The following is a 15,982-nucleotide window of genomic DNA, read 5'->3' as shown; positions in this document are numbered from 1 at the left end:
GTGCCGCACACCGCGCGATCGCCAGAGACGACCCGCAATGGGTGACCCCCGGATCAGAAACCCGGCAGGTGGGAGTGACCTCCACTTCGATCAACCATGCTAGCAGCCAGATCCTTCCCAACGGAAATCGCACTCCCCCGCGCGTCTGGCTAGCCTGAGCACGTGACTCGGGGAATCGTGCGGTGGTCAGGTCGGCTCGTGGTGCCCGTGGTGGTCACGGCGCTGGTCTTGGGGTCGGCAGCCATGGCGCGAGCCGACGAGCCCTCGGCGCCTGAGGAGCCGCCGGCTCCGCCGCCGTCGGTGGCGTGGAGCCGTGCATCGGCCTCGGGTCCCATCGGCACCCAGGTCACCCTGACCGGCGCCGCCGCAGACCTCCCGCAGGGCGCGACGGTCCGACTGCAGCGACTCGGGAAGGACTGGACCAACGCCGGCGGCCTGAGCGTCGACGGGCCGCGCCTCACCGTCCGCCTGCGCACCGCCGTCGATCCGATCCGGGTCCGTCTGCAGGCCGTCGACGCCGCCGGGACGGTCCTCGCGACCTCGGGCGCGGCCACCGTGACGGGCACCCGCATCGCGACGTCCCTGCGGCTGCAGAGCCCGTCGCGCGTCGTCGACTACCGCAAGGCGCGCTTCGTCGCGTCGTGGAAGGCCGCGCACGGCCCGGCGCCCACGGGCTCGGTGCGGCTCGAGTTCCGCAAGGCCGGCACGAAGACCTGGCGCAAGGCCCGCACCATCAGCGTCCGCAACGGCACCGGAGCGGTCGCGTTCGCGCCTCGCAACGACGGCCGGTACCGCCTCCGGTTCACCGGCACGCGCACGTACGCCAAGGCGACCTCGGCGACCCGCGCCCTCGACAACCTCCCGCCCGGCACGCGGGTCGTCCTGCCCAAGGGCGCTCCCCGCCCCAGCAGCCTGCCGGCCCAGCCGCGCGCATCGCGGAAGGCCGCCGACGCGAAGATCTCCAAGCTCTCGGACTCGGTGTGGAAGTCGATGAAGGGCCGCAGCTGGCACTCCGGCTGCCCCGTCGGGCGCAAGGATCTGCGCATCGTGCGGGTCAATTACTGGGCGTTCGACGGATACGTGCGCCGCGGCGAGATCGTCGTCCACCGCAAGGTCGCCGGCAAGACAGCCCGCGCCTTCACTGCGATGTTCAAGGGCAAGCACCCGATCCGGAACATGTACCGGGTCGACCGCTTCGGCTGGTCGAAGTCGCTGAAGGGCGCCGACGACCGCAAGTCGATGCGGGCGGACAACACCTCGGGGTTCAACTGCCGCAAGGTCGTCGGCCGGTCGGTGCGCAGCCCGCACGCCTACGGTCGCGCCATCGACGTGAACCCGTGGGAGAACCCGTTCCACTCCTCCGGCGGATGGGTGCCGAACCGCTGGTTCGTCACGCACGCCAGCCCGGCGCGGGTGACGTGGCGCAGCTCGTCGGACCCGGTCGTGAAGCTCATGCGCAAGCACGGCTTCCGGTGGTCGTACGGACGCTCCGACATGCATCACTTCGACGGCTGACGCCCCCTAGGCTGTGCCCATGCAGAGTGAGCTGTTCGGCCAGGCCAACCTCGAGAAGCAGACGAACGAGCGCTTCGTCGTCCAGAACCCCCAGATGCTGCGCGTCTCGCTCGGCGACGACGTGCTGGCCGTCAAGGGCGCGATGGTCGCGTACCAGGGCGCCGTCACGTTCAACCACGAGAGCGCCGGCTCGATGGGCCGCCTGCTGAAGAAGGCCGTCAGCGGCGACGACGTGCCGCTCATGCGCGTCTCCGGTCAGGGCGAGGTCTTCTTCGCCGACACGGCCGGCTACGTGTTCCTCGTGCAGCTGACCGGCGACGCGCTCAGCGTCAGCGGCCGCAACCTGCTGGCGTTCGACTCGTCCCTGAAGTGGGACATCAAGCGGGTCAAGGCCGGCAGCATGATGGCCGGCGGCCTGTTCAACATGGAGCTCTCGGGCACCGGGACCGTGGCGCTGCACGCCGTCGGCCAGCCCGTGGTGCTCGACTGCGCCCAGCAGGCCACCCACGTCGACGTGAACGCGGCGGTGGCCTGGTCGTCGCACCTGCAGCCGCAGCTGGTCAACTCGATGAACGTGCGCTCCATGCTGCGCGGCGGATCGGGCGAGGCGTTCCAGTACCGCTACCACGGTCAGGGCTTCGTGGTCGTCCAGCCGAGCGAGTGGGACAGCGGCGCCAGCGGCTCCTCCGGCGGGTCCTCCGGCGGCGGCGGCATCATCGGCGACCTGTTCAGCTGACCTGACCATGAGCGCTCTTCGCACGATGACATCGCTCGCCGTCGGCGCTCTCGCCGTGGCGGCCGGCGGGTTCGGCGTTGCCCGAGCGGGCGCCTCTCCTGCGTCACCTCCCCCCAGCATCGCCGAGATCGCCGACCACGTTCGAGCGATGGGCGGCGACTCGTTCGCCGGCCTGGAGGTGGACCCCGACAAGAAGGTCATCACCGCCAGATGGCACGGTTCGGTGCCGGCCAAGGTGGCGGAGTACGCGGCCGAGACTCCCGAGGGCATCCGGATCGTCGCGACGTCCCAGGCCGCCTACACCCGCGCCGAGCTGCAGGTGGTGGCACGGAAGCTGGCCGGCTCGGCGGAGGGCCGAGCCCTCGGCCTCACGGAGGTCTCGGTGCACTCGGACGGATCCGGCGTGCGGGCCGGCGTGACCGCCGATGTGCCGAGTCAGGACGAGCAGCGCGAGCTCGCGCGGTTCGCGGGTCTGCCGCCCTCGGCGATCACGTACGAAGCCGACGTGAACCTCGTCAATCTGCCGGCCACGCGCATCGATCAGGACTAGGCCGGCTCGACCCAGGCGGTGCCGGCGGGCGTCCTGACGAGGACGTGCTCGGCGGCGAGGTGCTCGAGGTCCTCGGTCTCGACGACACTGAACGACGGCTGGGCCAGGTCGAGCAGCAGGGCCGAGGCGCCCTCAGCGATCGCGGAACGCGCGGCGTCACGACCGTAGACCGGGACGGGGCGCGAGTTCGGGTTCCAGCGCGTCATCGTCTCGATCGAGCTGAACGCCAGCAGGGCGGTGCGGCCGTCGGCGCCGGTCATCAGCACCGCGGCCATGTCGGAGTTCTTGTCACTGCCGTCGGTGGCCTGCTCCCCCAGCACCGCGACCACGGGGACGAACACCCGGGCCGTGCCGAGGGTCGCCAGCACCGTCGTGTCGTCCGTGAGGTCCAGCGTGGGATCGGTCGAGCCGTCGTCGTCCGGGAACGCCGGCGAGGCGAGCGAACGGCCTCCGCCGTGGACGCTCATCGCATGTGCCCGACGAGCCACGACACCGCGTCGCGCGCGGAGCCGCCCTCGCTGCCCTGGATCGCGAACACCGGCAGCCGCCGGCCGTCCTTGGTCTCGACGGTGGGCCACGGCGCACCGGCGCGCATCGAGATGACGGCGATCTCGTCCCAGCGCAGGACGTGCTTGCGGAACCCGTTGACGAAGGTCAGCGACTCCTCGTCGCCGCTGGCCCGGCTCAGGGTGCAGGCCAGCGCGAAGATCGCCACGGCGCCGATCAACACGCCGATCGTCGCGGTCTCGGAGGTGCGGAACTGGTAGTCCTCGGGCAGTCGGGTGCCGATGACGAAGGCCATGACGGTCAGCACGACCACCATCGCCCACATCACGACGATGACGCCGGTGGGACGGAAGGTGCGGCGAGTGGTCATATCCATCAGATCCGGCACGACAGGATGTCGGTGACGAGGATGCCGCGACCGCCGAGGGCGTAGAGGTCGTCCATGATCCGCTGGCTGGCGTCGCGCGGAACCATCGCCCGCACCGCGACCCAGCCCTCACGATGCAGCGGCGAGACCGTGGGCGACTCGATGCCGGGCGTCAGGTTGACGGCCTTCTCGACGTTCTCGACGCGGATGTCGTAGTCCATCATCACGTAGGTGCGAGCGACGATGACGCTCTCGAGCCGGCGACGGAAGACCTCCAGGCCGGCGGGAGCCTCGGAGGCCGAGCGCGTGATCATCAGCGCCTCGGACTGCAGGATCGGCTCGCCGAAGACCTCGAGCCCCGCCTGACGCAGCGTGGTGCCGGTCTCGACGACGTCGGCGATCGCGTCGGCGACGCCCAGCCGGATCGAGGTCTCGACCGCGCCGTCGAGGCGCACGACCTGGGCGTCGATGCCGAGGGTCTCCAGGTGCGCCCGGACGATGCCCGGGTACGAGGTGGCGATGCGGCGTCCGGCCAGCTCGGCCTCGGACGTCAGCGTGCCCCGGGGCGCGGCGAAGCGGAACGTCGAGCCGGCGAAGCCCAGCGTCATGGCCTCGTCGGCCTTGGCGCCGGAGTCCAGCAGCAGGTCCCGGCCGGTGATCCCGGCGTCGAGGGTGCCCTCGCCGACGTAGATCGCGATGTCGCGCGGTCGCAGGTAGAAGAACTCGACCTCGTTGTCGGCATCGACGCAGACGAGGTCCTTGGCGTTGCGGCGCTGGCGGTAGCCGGCCTCGGCCAGCATCTCGGCAGCAGCCTCGGACAGGGCCCCCTTGTTGGGGACGGCGACCTTGAGCATGTGGTTCCTAGAGGTGTGAGTAGACGTCATCGAGGGAGATGCCAGCGGCGATCATCATCACCTGCGCGTGGTACAGCAGCTGGCTGATCTCCTCGGCCGCACGCGCAGGTCCCTCGTGCTCGGCGGCCATCCACGACTCGGCGGCCTCCTCGACGAGCTTCTTGCCGATCGCGTGCACGCCCGCGTCGAGCTCCTCGACCGTGCGGGAGCCCTCGGGGCGGGTTGCGGCCTTCTCGGACAGTTCCGCGAACAGGCCATCGAACGTCTTCATCGAGTCGATCCTATCGGCGGGGTGCCAGACCCCGGAGGGTCACCCATGCCGCGAGCGCGGCCTCGGCGGCCTCGCGGCCCTTGTCCTCGTTCGAACCGGGCAGTCCGGCGCGGTCCAGCGCCTGCTGCTCGTCGTCGCACGTGAGCAGTCCGAAGCCCACCGGGACGCCCGTGTCGAGCGCGACGCGCGACAGTCCGTCGGTGGTCGCGGCGGACACGTACTCGAAGTGCGGCGTGCCGCCACGGATGATGACGCCGAGCGCCACCACCACGTCGTAGCCGGCCTTCGCGCAGCCCTGCGCGATGATCGGCAGCTCGAACGAGCCGGCGGCCCGCACGAGCGTCGGGTCGCTGACGCCGGCCTCCTTGAGCGCGCGCTCGGCCCCGGCGACGAGGCCGTCCATGACCTCGGTGTGCCAGCTGGACGCCACGATGGCGACCTTCGCGCCGGTGCCGTCGACCGTCAGTTCGGGGGCGCCGTGTCCGGCCATGTCAGCTCTCCTCGTCGATGTGCAGATCGGGCAGGTCGTGGCCCATCCGCGCGGCCTTGGTCTGCAGGTACCGCAGGTTGTCGGGCGTGGGCGCGATGACCACCGGGAGCCGCTCGGCGACCTTGACGCCGTACTGCTCCAGCTGGGTCGCCTTGTCGGGGTTGTTCGTCAGGAGCCGCACCGAGGTGATGCCCAGGTCGCGCAGGATCTGGGCGCCCGCGGCGTAGTCTCGCTCGTCCTCACCGAAGCCGAGGGCGAGGTTCGCGTCGACGGTGTCCTGGCCCTCGTCCTGCAGCTCGTAGGCCTGCAGCTTGTGCAGCAGGCCGATCCCCCGGCCCTCGTGGCCGCGCAGGTAGACGACGATGCCGGCGCCCTCGGCGACGACGGCGGCCATCGCGGCCTCGAACTGCGGTCCGCAGTCGCAGCGCCGCGACCCGAAGACGTCCCCGGTCAGGCACTCCGAGTGCAGGCGCACCAGCACGTCCTCGGTGCCGGGCTCGCCGTGGACCAGAGCGACGTGCTCGGCGCCCTCGATCCGGTCGCGGTACCCGAGCGCCCGGAACTGGCCGAACTCGGTGGGCAGGCGCGTCTCGGCGAGACGGTCGACCTGCGACTCGTGCAGCCGCAGGTGCACCTGCAGGTCGGCGATCGAGACGAGCGCCAGCCCGTGCTCGTCGGCGAACTCGCGCAGCTCGGGAGCGCGCTTGAGCGTGCCGTCGTCGTTCATGACCTCGCCGATCACGCCGGCGGGCGTCAGCCCGGCCAGGCGGGCGAAGTCGACCGCGGCCTCGGTGTGGCCGGGGCGCTCGAGCACGCCACCGGGCTTCGCGCGCAGCGGCACGATGTGACCGGGCTGGGTGATCTCGAACGGCTCGGTCGCCGAGTCCGCCAGGACGCGGCAGGTGCGGGCACGGTCGGACGCCGAGATGCCGGTCGTGACGCCGTCGCGGGCGTCGATCGACACCGTGTACGCCGTGCGCAGGCGGTCGCGGTTGTGCGGCGTCATCAGCGGGATCGCGAGCCGGTCGAGGATCTCGCCGGTGACCGGCGCGCAGACCAGGCCGCTGGAGTAGCGGACCAGGAAGGCCATCAGCTCGGGCGTGGCCTTGGAGGCGGCGAAGATGATGTCGCCCTCGTTCTCGCGGCCCTCGTCGTCGACGACGACGATCGCCTTGCCCTCGCGGATGTCGTCGATCGCGCGCTCGATGCTGTCGAGGCGGACCCCGGAGTACTGCTCACTCATGCGTGAGCTCCCTTCTCGAGCAGCCGCTCGACGTACTTGGCGATGACGTCCACCTCGAGGTTGACGCGGTCGCCGGGTTGACGGGTGCCGAGCACGGTGTCGGCCAAGGTGGTGGGGATCAGCGAGACGCTGAACCAGTCGTCGCCGGCCTCGACGACCGTCAGCGACGTGCCGTCGACGGTGATCGATCCCTTGTCGACGACATAGCGGGCCAGCTCGGACGGCAGGCTGAAGCGGACAACCTCCCAGTGCTCGCTGGGGGTGCGGGCGAGCAGCGTGGCGGTGCCGTCGACGTGGCCCTGGACGATGTGACCGCCCATGCGAGCGCCGGCCTGCATCGCGCGCTCGAGGTTCACCTCGGCGCCCTCTGTCAGGTCACCCAGGCTGGTGCGGTCGAGCGACTCGCGCATGACGTCGGCGCTGAACGTGTCGTCGGTGGGGTCGACGACCGTCAGGCAGCAGCCGTTGACGGCGATCGAGTCGCCGTGCGCGGCGTCCGACGTGACGACAGGTCCGCGGATCGTGATCCGCACGGAGTCGCCGAGGTCGTCCAGGGACACGACCGTGCCCTTCTCCTCCACCAGTCCGGTGAACATCAGTCCATGTCCTCTCTGGGCGCCCGGCCGGGCGTGCCGATGATGCGGATGTCGGGGCCGACCATGGTCAGGTCGGTGATGTCGATGGGGCGGATGTCGGCCAGCGTGGTGGCCTCGCCCTCCAGCGCGGCGCGGCCGGAGCCGAGCATCGCCGGCGCCAGGTAGCCGATGACGCGGTCGATCAGCCCTGCTCCCCAGAAGGCGCCCGCCAGGCGGGGTCCGCCCTCGAGCCACACGTGGTGGATGCCCTCGTCGTTCAGCACGCCCAGCACCTCGTGCGGGTCGCGCGACTGGATCAGGCGCGTGGGAGCCACGCGGTCGAGCACGCGGTAGTACTGCGGGATCTTCGACTCCCCCACCACGACCCGCAGCGGCTGGCGGTCGTACGGGAGGGGCCGGTCGTCGTCGTCGCGCACCGTCAGGCGCGGATCGTCGGTGAGCACCGAGTTCGTGCCCGCCATGATGGCGTCGCACTCGGCCCGGAACTGCTGCACGTCGCGGCGCGCGGTCTGGCTGGTGATCCACTGGCTCGTGCCGTCCGGCGCCGCGCTGAGCCCGTCGAGCGTGGCGGCGTACTTCCAGGTCACGAACGGGCGGCCGTTGACGTGGCGGAACGCCCAGAACCGGATCAGCTCGTCGGTCTCCTCGGCCAGGACGCCGCTCTCGACGTCGACGCCGGCGTCGATGAGCGCCTTCGCTCCGCCGGCGCCCTCGGCGGGATCGCTGGAGCCGTGGACGACGCGCGCGACGCCCGCCTCGAGCAGCGCGCGGGTGCAGGGTCCGGTCCGGCCAGTGTGGTCGCAGGGCTCGAGGGTCACGACGGCGGTGGCGCCCCGGGCTCGGTCACCGGCCTGCTTGAGGGCGTCGACCTCGGCGTGATCGGTGCCGGCGCCGCGGTGGTGGCCGACGGCGATCTCGGTGCCGTCAGGCGCGAGGAGAACGCACCCGACCGGCGGATTGGGCAGCGTGCGGCCCGCCGTGCGTGCGGCGTCGATCGCTCGACGCATCGCGTCGATCTCGGTCTGACTGGCCACCGGGCCCCCTGCGGTCGGGCTCACGACACACCGGGGACGGCTCGGACGCGTCGCGCCCGAGCAGCGTGCACCTTCCATCCGGACTTTAACCGTCGGTACCGGAGTTCCACCGGTTCAACCTCAGCCCCGGAGGGCCTCGGGTCGCGGACTGTCACCGCCGGTTCGGACTTTCACCGACCCCGGAGCACGCGAGCGTTAGCTCGTTCTGCGGGAAGTCTACCGGCTCAGTGGCAGGCGCCGGCGGCCGTCTCACGCAGACGCTCGACCATGGCGCCCGGGTCGTCCGCGCCGTAGACCGCGGAGCCCGCCACGAACGTGTCCGCGCCGGCCTCGGCGCAGCGCTCGATCGTCTCCAGCGACACTCCCCCGTCGACCTGCAGCCAGATGTCACCGCCGACCTTGTCGAGCAGCGCGCGCGTGCGGCGGATCTTGGGCAGGCACAGGTCGAGGAACTTCTGGCCGCCGAAACCGGGCTCGACGGTCATGATCAGCACCATGTCGAGCTCGGGCAGCAGGTCCTCGTAGGGCTCGATCGGCGTCGCGGGCTTGAGCGCCATCGAGGCGCGAGCCCCCTGGGCGCGGATCTCACGGGCCAGCCGGACCGGGGCCTTCGCGGCCTCGACGTGGAACGTCACGCTGGACGCTCCCGCCTCGACGAACTGCGGCGCCCAGCGGTCGGGCTCCTCGATCATCAGATGCGCGTCGATCGGCTGCGGCGCCGCCTTCGCGAGCGCCTCGATCACCGGCGCGCCGAGCGTCAGGTTCGGCACGAAGTGGTTGTCCATCACGTCCATGTGCAGGTAGTCGGCACTGGGAATCCGGGCCGCCTCCCCCGCCAGGTTCGCGAAGTCGGCGTTCAGCAGGCTCGGCGTGATGCGCATGGGGCGAGGGTACCGAGATCAGGAGCGTCGGACGATGGCGAGGTACATCGCGTCGGTGCCGTCGGTGTGCGGCCACCAGTGGTGCTCGGACTCGAGCTTCAGGTCGGGACGGTCCGTGAGGACCGCGTCCACGACCTCGCGGGTCTCGGCCAGCAGCGGCGAGCACGTCGCGTAGCCGACGACGCCACCCGGGCGGACGAGGTCGACGGCGCGGCCCAGCAGCTCGCGCTGCAGCGTCACGAGCTCGGGGATGTCCTCGGGCTTGCGACGCCAGCGGGCCTCCGGACGCCGGCGGAGCGCGCCGAGCCCGGTGCAGGGCGCGTCGAGCAGCACGCGGTCGAAGGACTCCTCCTCCCACGGGCCCTCACGGCCGTCGAAGACGGTGACCTCGACGTTGTTCAGCGCCTTGACCGACTGGCGCACCAGGTCGGCCCGGTGCGGCTGCATCTCGTTGGCGACGAGGGTGGCGCCGCGTTGGGCCGCGAGGGCGCCGAGCAGGGCGGCCTTGCCACCGGGACCGGCGGCGAGGTCGAGCCAGTGGGTGTCGTACCCCTCGAGGGGTGCCTCGGCGGTGGTGATCGCGACCATCTGCGACCCCTCGTCCTGCACGCCGGCGCGGCCGTCGCGCACGGCCGGCACGGCGCCGGGATCGCCGCCGCCGGTCATCACCCGGGCGTACGGGCTGAGCCGGCCGGTCTCGCCGGGCAGCGATCGCGGGTCGACGAGGCCCGGGCGGGCGACGAGCGTGACGTACGGCGGCAGGTTGTCGGCCTCGAGCAGGTCCTCGAGCTCGTCGGCGCCGACGGCCTTCTCGAGTGCCTCGACGACCCACTTCGGGTGCGAGTACCGCACGGCGAGCGCGTCGAGGCGGCTCAGACCGGCGGTGACCTCGTTCAACCACATCCCGAGGTCCTTCTGGCCGATCTTGCGCAGCACCGCGTTGGTGAAGCCGACCGGGCGGTGCCCGATCCGGCGACGCACGAGGTTCACGGTCGTGTCGACGGCCGCGTGCGGGGGCACGCGCATCGCGAGCAGCTGGTGGGCGCCGAGCCGCAGCGCGTCACGGACCGCCGGGTGGACCGTGCCGGTCGCGACGCGGTCGATGATCGCGTCGTACGTGCCCTGGTTGCGAATCGTGTTGTGGGTCAGCTCGGTCGCCAGCGCGGCGTCGCGATCGGACAGTCCACCGAGCAGCGTCGGCAGCAGCAGATTGACGTACACCTCACGCGTGCGGACGGCGGACATGACGTCGAACGCGACCTCGCGGGGATCGGTGATGGCGTTGCTCATGCGAACACCACCTCCGTGGCGCCGCCGAGACCTCGGCCCCAGTCGGCGGCGGCCATGGCCTTCTTGCCGTGCGGCTGCACCTCACCCAGGACGACGTCCGTGGTGGCGGTGCCGACCCGGACCTCGCGCTTCGCGATCGAGACGACGCCGGGCTCGAGAGTCGACTCCTCGGCGATGGTGAGCGGGCCGACCTTGAGCCGGGCCCCGCCCACCTCGGTCCAGGCGCCGGGTGCCGGAGTGCACCCGCGCACCTGCCGGTCGATGGCGAAGGCCGGACGACGCCAGTCGATGCGGGCGTCCTCGGTGGTGAGCTTGTGGGCGTACGAGACGCCGTCCTCGGGCTGGCTGACGGCGCCGATGTCGCCGTCCTCGATGTGGTCGACCACGTCGACGACGAGGCGGGCGCCCTGGTCGGAGAGTCGGTCCAGCAGCGTGCCGGTCGTGTCGTCCTCGCGGATCCGCTCGGTGATCGTGCCCAGCACCGGGCCGGCGTCGAGCGCCTCGACGAGGCTGAACACGGTGGCGCCGGTGACCTCGTCGCCGGCCATGATCGAGCGCTGGACGGGCGCCGCACCACGCCAGGACGGCAGCACCGAGTAGTGCAGGTTGATCCAGCCGAACTCCAGCGCGTCGAGGACGTCGCGGCGCAGCAGGGCCCCGTAGGCGACGATCACGCCGACGCGGGCGCCCGTGGCGGCGAGCGCCTCGAGGAACTCCGGGTCGGACGTCGAGCTCGGCTTGAGGACCTCGATGCCGTGGGCCTCGGCGGCGACCGCGACCGGCGACGGCTGCAGCGACCGCCCCCGGCCGACGCGGGCGTCGGGACGGGTGATGACGGCGGCGACCTCGTGGCGGCTGGCGACGAGCGCCTCGAGGGTCGGTACAGCGGTGGCCGGGGTGCCGGCGAACACGATCTTCACCCGCCGAGTCTAGGTCGTGGTCACCCGAGGCTCAGAAGGCGACGGGGTCGATCTGGATCCGCACCGGCGGTTCCTTGGCCGCGCTGCGCTCGGCGGCGATGCCCTTGAGCACCTTCGCCAGGGCCAGACCCTCGCGTCGGGGCACGCGCAGGATCAGCCGATCCCTGCCCGGCTCGACCGGGACCGGCCCGAGCACGTCGACGAACGGCGGCCACTCACGCGTCGAGAGTCCGGTGATGACGGCCTCGGGTCCGTCGACCGTGGCCAGGCGGCCCACCGGGGGCAGGTGGGTCTGGGCGCGGTCGGCCAGCTCGCGGGCGGCGACGCCGGCCGGGTCGGCTCGCACGAGGCCCTGCAACGTGCCGCTGTCCCCCACCGCAACCGCGCGGGCGCCGTACGCGGCCAGCGCGAGGGCGTTGAACCAGCGCCGGTGCGACTCCTCGAAGACCCGGACGTCGTCGCGCGCCAGCATCAGCCAGGTGTCGAGCAGCACGACCACGGCGTAGCCACCGGGCACCACGGGCTCGGCGCCCGGCGTGGCCAAAACCAGAGCAGACTCGTCGCGCTCGATCCGATCGAGCACCGTCTGGCCACCGGACGTCACGATCGCGCGACCGGGAAACGCCGCGGCGAACTCCTCGGCGGTGCGCAGCTGGCCCACGACGGGCGCGCGCAGCCGGGTGCCGTGGCACTCGCCGCACTGCCACTGCGCGACCGTGGTGGCGCACCAGCGGCAGACCAGGGGCGCATCGGCGCGATGCTGGACCAGCGGACCGGCACACGCGGGGCACTGGGCCGGGGTCCGGCACTGGTCGCACACCAGCGAGGTGCGATAGCCCCGTCGCGGCACCTGCACCAGCACCGGGCCCTCGGCCCCGCGGACGGTCTCGAAGACAGCCGCCGGGAGCCGTGCGGGCGCGGCGCCGTGCTCGGTGCCGTCGGTGACGTCGACGACGGGCCACTCGCGGCGCCGGGCCGGCTGGTCGCCCACGATCTCGGCACACCAGCCCTGCTCGACGAGGGACTGTGCCTCGGCCGTGCGTGCGTGGCCGGCGATCAGCACCGCGGCGCCGGTCTCGACGGCCCGGGTCAGCAGCACCTCGCGGGTGTGGGGGTAGGGCGCGCGCGGCTCGGCGTGCAGATCGTCGCCGTCGTCCCAGATCGCCACCAGTCCGAGGTGGTGCACCGGCGCGTAGGCAGCGCCCCGCGTTCCGAGGACCACCTGGACCTCGCCACGGGAGACGCGCAGGAAGTTGCGGTAGCGCGCGGCGGGCTTGTCGGCCGCCGTGAGGGTGACGTGGGCATCGGGACCGAGGGCCTCGGCGAAGACCGCGTCCCAGCGCGCCACGTCGCGCACGTCGGGCACGCAGACGACGGCGCCACGGCCTGCGCGGACGGCCGCGGAGACCGCCTCGGCGACGGCGCGCTCGGGCTCGTGGCGCGGCAGGACGTTCAGGACCGCCCGGGGTGACTCCCCCGCTCCCAGCGCGCGCACGAACGCGGCACCGTGCAGGTAGGCGTGCCAGGACGCGTCGCCGATCGCAGGCGGCTCGGGCGGCGTCGCGCCGCCCGGGTGGGCCTCGGCGCGGGCATGCCGCGGCGGGATCGCCAGGCGCAGCACGTCGCCGGCCGTTCCGGCGTACCGGTCGGCGACATCGCGCGCGAGCTTCGCGATCTCCGGCGTCAGGACCGGCTCGGACGAGACGACCTTGGCGATCGGCGCGAGCTTGCCCTCGTGATCACTGTCGTCCGCGAGCTCGAGCACGTAGCCGTCGACGAGGCGCCCCGCGAAGCGCACCTTGATGCGGCACCCCGGGACGACGGAGTCAGCCAGGTCGTCGGGGACGACGTAGTCGAACGGGCGGTCCAGATGCGACAGCGGCGTGTCGACGAGGATTCTCGCGACACGCCGCTGGGCGGGACTCACTCCGGTCAGAGGCCGGCTGCCGCGCGCAGTGCGTCGGCGCGGTCCGTGCTCTCCCACGGCAGGCCCGGGCGGCCGAAGTGACCGTAGGCGGCCGTGGCGGCGTAGATCGGGCGCAGCAGGTCCAGATCGCGGACGATCGCGGCCGGGCGCAGGTCGAAGACCTCGAGCACGGCGTCACGGATCGTGTCGACCGGGACCTTCTCGGTGCCGAAGGTGTCGACGTAGAAGCCGACGGGGCGGGCCACGCCGATCGCGTACGCGACCTGGACCTCGGCCTTGGTGGCCAGACCCGCGGCGACGATGTTCTTGGCGACCCAGCGCATGGCGTAGGCGGCCGAGCGGTCGACCTTGCTCGGATCCTTGCCGGAGAAGGCGCCGCCGCCGTGACGGGCGTAGCCGCCGTAGGTGTCGACGATGATCTTGCGGCCGGTCAGGCCGGCGTCGCCCATGGGGCCGCCGATGACGAACTTGCCGGTCGGGTTGATGTGCGACTTGTAGTTCGAGGAGTCGATGTCGTACTGGCTCAGCACCTCGTCGATGACGTGCTTCTTGAGGTCGGCCGGCAGCTGGTGCTCGAGGTCGACGCCCTCTTCGTGCTGCGTCGAGATGACGATGGCCTCGACGCGGACGGGACGGTCGTTGTCGTCGTACTCGATGGTGACCTGGGTCTTGCCGTCAGGACGCAGGTACGGCAGCGTGCCGTCCTTGCGGACCTTGGTCAGCTGCTCCGAGAGACGGTGCGCGATCGTGATCGGCAGCGGCATCAGCTCGGGGGTCTCGTCGCACGCGAAGCCGAACATGAGGCCCTGGTCGCCGGCGCCCTGCAGGTCGAGCGGGTCGGTGGCGCCGCCGACGCGGGCCTCCTCGGCCGTGTCGACGCCCTGCGCGATGTCGGGCGACTGAGCGTCCAGCGTGACCTGCACGGCGCAGGACTCACCATCGAAGCCCTTGGTGGACGAGTCGTACCCGATCTCGAGCACGCAGTCACGGGCGATCCGAGCGATGTCGGCGTAGGCCTCGGTCGTGACCTCACCGCCGACCAGGACGAGTCCGGTGGTCACGAACGTCTCCGCTGCGACGCGGCTCTTGGGGTCCTGCGCGAGCAGGGCGTCCAGGATGCTGTCGCTGATCTGATCGGCGATCTTGTCCGGGTGACCCTCGGTCACGGACTCGGAGGTGAAAAGACGGCTCACGGTTACCTCTCTGGCTGTTGGGCTACGACGTCGCGGACGTCGTGTCGACTGTAGTGGGCGTACGGTGACGCCCTTGGTTCATTCCACCCGTTGGACGATCGCGTCCCAGATGGCGTGGGCGATTTCGCCCTTCGCCGCGCGGGGCACGGGGTGCTCGGATCCGTCGGCGGACAAGATGGTGACCTCGTTGTCGGGGCGGCCGAAGACCTGCTCGGACCCGACGTCGTTGACCACGAGCAGATCGCAGCCCTTGCGGGCCAGCTTGGCCCGGGCGTGGTCGAGCACCGTGCCGTTGGCGTCACCGGTCTCGGCGGCGAAGCCGGCGATGACCGGCGACCGGCTCGTGCGGGTGCGCACGAGCTCGACGAGGATGTCGGGGTTCTCGGTCAGCTCGATGGTGGGCGCGACGCCGTCGGCCTGCTTCTTGATCTTGGCGTCGGCCATCGAGACGGGCCGGAAGTCGGCCGGGGCGGCCGCCATGACGATGGCGTCGGCCGAGGCGGAGGCCTTGCGCATCGCCTCGCGCAGCTCGGCGGTCGTGACGACGCGCACGACCTCGGCGCCGGCCGGCAGATCGAGGCTGACGTTGGCGGCCACGAGAGTCACGGAGGCGCCACGGGCCAGCGCGGCCTCGGCCAGGGCGATCCCCTGGCGGCCCGAGGACCGGTTGCCCAGGAAGCGCACCGGATCGAGGAACTCGCGGGTGCCGCCGGCCGAGACGACGACGTGCCGTCCGGCGAGGTCGCGCGGGCGACCCTGCAGGACCTGCAGGCAGAAGGCGAAGATCGCCTCGGGATCGGGCAGCCGTCCCGGTCCGGTGTCGGCACCGGTGAGGCGGCCGGAGTCGGGATCGATCACCAGGACGCCGCGGTCACGCAGCGTCTCGACGTTGGCGACCGTGGCCGGGTGCTGCCACATCTCGGTGTGCATGGCCGGAGCCATGACCACCGGGCACCGTGCCGTCAGCAGGGTGTTGGTCAGCAGGTCGTCGGCCAGGCCGTGGGCGGCCCGCGCCAGCGTGTTGGCGGTGGCCGGCACCACGACGACGAGGTCGGCGGTCTGGCCGAGCTTGACGTGCGGGACCTCGGGGACGTTCTCGAAGACGCCGGTCTGGACCGGGTGGCCCGAGAGCGCCTCCCACGTCGGGGCTCCGACGAACTCGAGCGCGGCGTCGGTGGGGACGACGCGGACGTCGTGCCCCGCCTCGGTGAAGAGCCGCAGCAGCAGCGCCGCCTTGTACACGGCGACGCCTCCGGTGACGCCGAGGACGATGCGGCTCATCGCGACAGGCTCAGGCCTCGTCGGTGGACGCCGCGGCGGTCTCGGACGGGATGTCCTCGACGGTCAGCAGGCCGGCGTTGATCTCGCGCAGGGCGATCGACAGGGGCTTCTCCTGGACCTGCGTCTCGAGCAGCGGGCCGACGTACTCGAGCAGGCCCTCGCCCAGCTGGGAGTAGTAGGCGTTGATCTGACGGGCGCGCTTGGCGCTGTACAGGACCAGCTTGTACTTGGAGTCCGCCTTCTCGAGCAGGTCGTCGATCGGCGGGTTGGTGATGCCTTCGGCGGCAGAACGTGTCGTGGACACTCAGAATCTCCAGAAGTGTGGTG

At 71.8% G+C, this 15,982-nt stretch carries 18 protein-coding genes and 1 riboswitch; of the genes, 3 read left to right on the top strand and 15 right to left on the bottom strand.

The genetic code is table 11. From position 1 onward, the window contains the following. The first annotated feature begins 162 nt into the window (after positions 1-162). Genes NP095_RS07415 through NP095_RS07405 form a run of 3 tightly spaced genes read left to right on the top strand, consistent with a single transcriptional unit; the run spans position 163 to position 2,801 of the window. Complete coding sequence (locus NP095_RS07415) at positions 163-1,515, top strand: M15 family metallopeptidase (protein WP_232416546.1); 1,353 nt, start codon at positions 163-165, stop codon at positions 1,513-1,515. A gap of 19 nt (positions 1,516-1,534) precedes the next feature. Beyond that, positions 1,535-2,251, top strand: a complete 717-nt coding sequence (locus NP095_RS07410; RefSeq protein WP_232416547.1) for an AIM24 family protein — start codon at positions 1,535-1,537, stop codon at positions 2,249-2,251. Between the two features lie 7 nt (positions 2,252-2,258). Then, on the top strand, positions 2,259-2,801 hold the full coding sequence (locus NP095_RS07405; protein ID WP_232416549.1) for a hypothetical protein: 543 nt from the start codon (positions 2,259-2,261) through the stop codon (positions 2,799-2,801). On the opposite strand, the gene NP095_RS07400 is transcribed toward NP095_RS07405, so the two are convergent. The 15 genes from NP095_RS07400 to rpoZ form a co-directional block, all read right to left on the bottom strand. Next, on the bottom strand, positions 2,798-3,268 hold the full coding sequence (locus NP095_RS07400; protein ID WP_232416550.1) for an SseB family protein: 471 nt from the start codon (positions 3,266-3,268) through the stop codon (positions 2,798-2,800). The two genes, NP095_RS07405 and NP095_RS07400, sit on opposite strands and share 4 nt — an antisense overlap. Further along, positions 3,265-3,678 carry a PH domain-containing protein gene (locus NP095_RS07395; RefSeq protein WP_232416552.1) on the bottom strand — a complete coding sequence of 138 codons (414 nt, stop codon included), beginning with the start codon at positions 3,676-3,678 and terminating at the stop codon, positions 3,265-3,267. Before NP095_RS07395 ends, NP095_RS07400 begins: the two co-directional genes overlap by 4 nt. A 5-nt stretch (positions 3,679-3,683) precedes the next feature. Continuing rightward, a complete protein-coding gene (gene hisG / locus NP095_RS07390; protein WP_232416554.1) occupies positions 3,684-4,529 on the bottom strand; it encodes an ATP phosphoribosyltransferase in 846 nt (281 codons plus the stop codon). A 7-nt stretch (positions 4,530-4,536) separates the two neighbouring features. Further along, positions 4,537-4,800: a phosphoribosyl-ATP diphosphatase gene (locus tag NP095_RS07385; protein ID WP_232416556.1), complete on the bottom strand. Its 264-nt coding sequence runs from the start codon at positions 4,798-4,800 to the stop codon at positions 4,537-4,539. A 10-nt stretch (positions 4,801-4,810) separates the two neighbouring features. Further along, entirely contained in the window at positions 4,811-5,290 is a 480-nt protein-coding gene (gene ribH / locus NP095_RS07380; RefSeq protein WP_232416557.1) for a 6,7-dimethyl-8-ribityllumazine synthase, read from the bottom strand. Between the two features lies 1 nt (position 5,291). Then, complete coding sequence (locus NP095_RS07375) at positions 5,292-6,533, bottom strand: bifunctional 3,4-dihydroxy-2-butanone-4-phosphate synthase/GTP cyclohydrolase II (RefSeq protein ID WP_232416559.1); 1,242 nt, start codon at positions 6,531-6,533, stop codon at positions 5,292-5,294. Beyond that, positions 6,530-7,129 (bottom strand): riboflavin synthase, encoded by a 600-nt coding sequence (locus NP095_RS07370; RefSeq protein WP_232416561.1) that lies wholly within the window; start codon positions 7,127-7,129, stop codon positions 6,530-6,532. The genes NP095_RS07375 and NP095_RS07370 overlap by 4 nt, the downstream gene beginning before the upstream one ends. Continuing rightward, positions 7,129-8,136 (bottom strand): bifunctional diaminohydroxyphosphoribosylaminopyrimidine deaminase/5-amino-6-(5-phosphoribosylamino)uracil reductase RibD, encoded by a 1,008-nt coding sequence (gene ribD, locus NP095_RS07365; protein WP_255668695.1) that lies wholly within the window; start codon positions 8,134-8,136, stop codon positions 7,129-7,131. Before ribD ends, NP095_RS07370 begins: the two co-directional genes overlap by 1 nt. A gap of 89 nt (positions 8,137-8,225) precedes the next feature. Then, positions 8,226-8,354, bottom strand: a riboswitch (FMN riboswitch). 33 nt (positions 8,355-8,387) lie between these two features. After that, positions 8,388-9,044, bottom strand: a complete 657-nt coding sequence (rpe, locus tag NP095_RS07360; RefSeq protein ID WP_232416565.1) for a ribulose-phosphate 3-epimerase — start codon at positions 9,042-9,044, stop codon at positions 8,388-8,390. Between the two features lie 18 nt (positions 9,045-9,062). Next, positions 9,063-10,334 carry an RsmB/NOP family class I SAM-dependent RNA methyltransferase gene (locus NP095_RS07355; protein ID WP_232416567.1) on the bottom strand — a complete coding sequence of 424 codons (1,272 nt, stop codon included), beginning with the start codon at positions 10,332-10,334 and terminating at the stop codon, positions 9,063-9,065. Continuing rightward, a complete protein-coding gene (fmt, locus tag NP095_RS07350) occupies positions 10,331-11,254 on the bottom strand; it encodes a methionyl-tRNA formyltransferase (RefSeq protein ID WP_232416569.1) in 924 nt (307 codons plus the stop codon). Before fmt ends, NP095_RS07355 begins: the two co-directional genes overlap by 4 nt. A 31-nt stretch (positions 11,255-11,285) precedes the next feature. Continuing rightward, positions 11,286-13,181 (bottom strand): primosomal protein N', encoded by a 1,896-nt coding sequence (locus NP095_RS07345; RefSeq protein WP_232416570.1) that lies wholly within the window; start codon positions 13,179-13,181, stop codon positions 11,286-11,288. A gap of 5 nt (positions 13,182-13,186) precedes the next feature. Continuing rightward, a complete protein-coding gene (metK, locus tag NP095_RS07340; RefSeq protein WP_232416572.1) occupies positions 13,187-14,374 on the bottom strand; it encodes a methionine adenosyltransferase in 1,188 nt (395 codons plus the stop codon). Positions 14,375-14,452: 78 nt separating this feature from the next. Then, positions 14,453-15,655, bottom strand: a complete 1,203-nt coding sequence (gene coaBC, locus NP095_RS07335) for a bifunctional phosphopantothenoylcysteine decarboxylase/phosphopantothenate--cysteine ligase CoaBC (protein ID WP_232416574.1) — start codon at positions 15,653-15,655, stop codon at positions 14,453-14,455. A 10-nt stretch (positions 15,656-15,665) separates the two neighbouring features. After that, complete coding sequence (gene rpoZ, locus NP095_RS07330; protein WP_232416576.1) at positions 15,666-15,959, bottom strand: DNA-directed RNA polymerase subunit omega; 294 nt, start codon at positions 15,957-15,959, stop codon at positions 15,666-15,668. Positions 15,960-15,982: the final 23 nt, after the last annotated feature.

It is taken from the genome of Aeromicrobium duanguangcaii, from assembly GCF_024508295.1.
Classification (GTDB): domain Bacteria; phylum Actinomycetota; class Actinomycetes; order Propionibacteriales; family Nocardioidaceae; genus Aeromicrobium; species Aeromicrobium duanguangcaii.
This window is presented reverse-complemented; position numbering and strand designations above follow the sequence as displayed.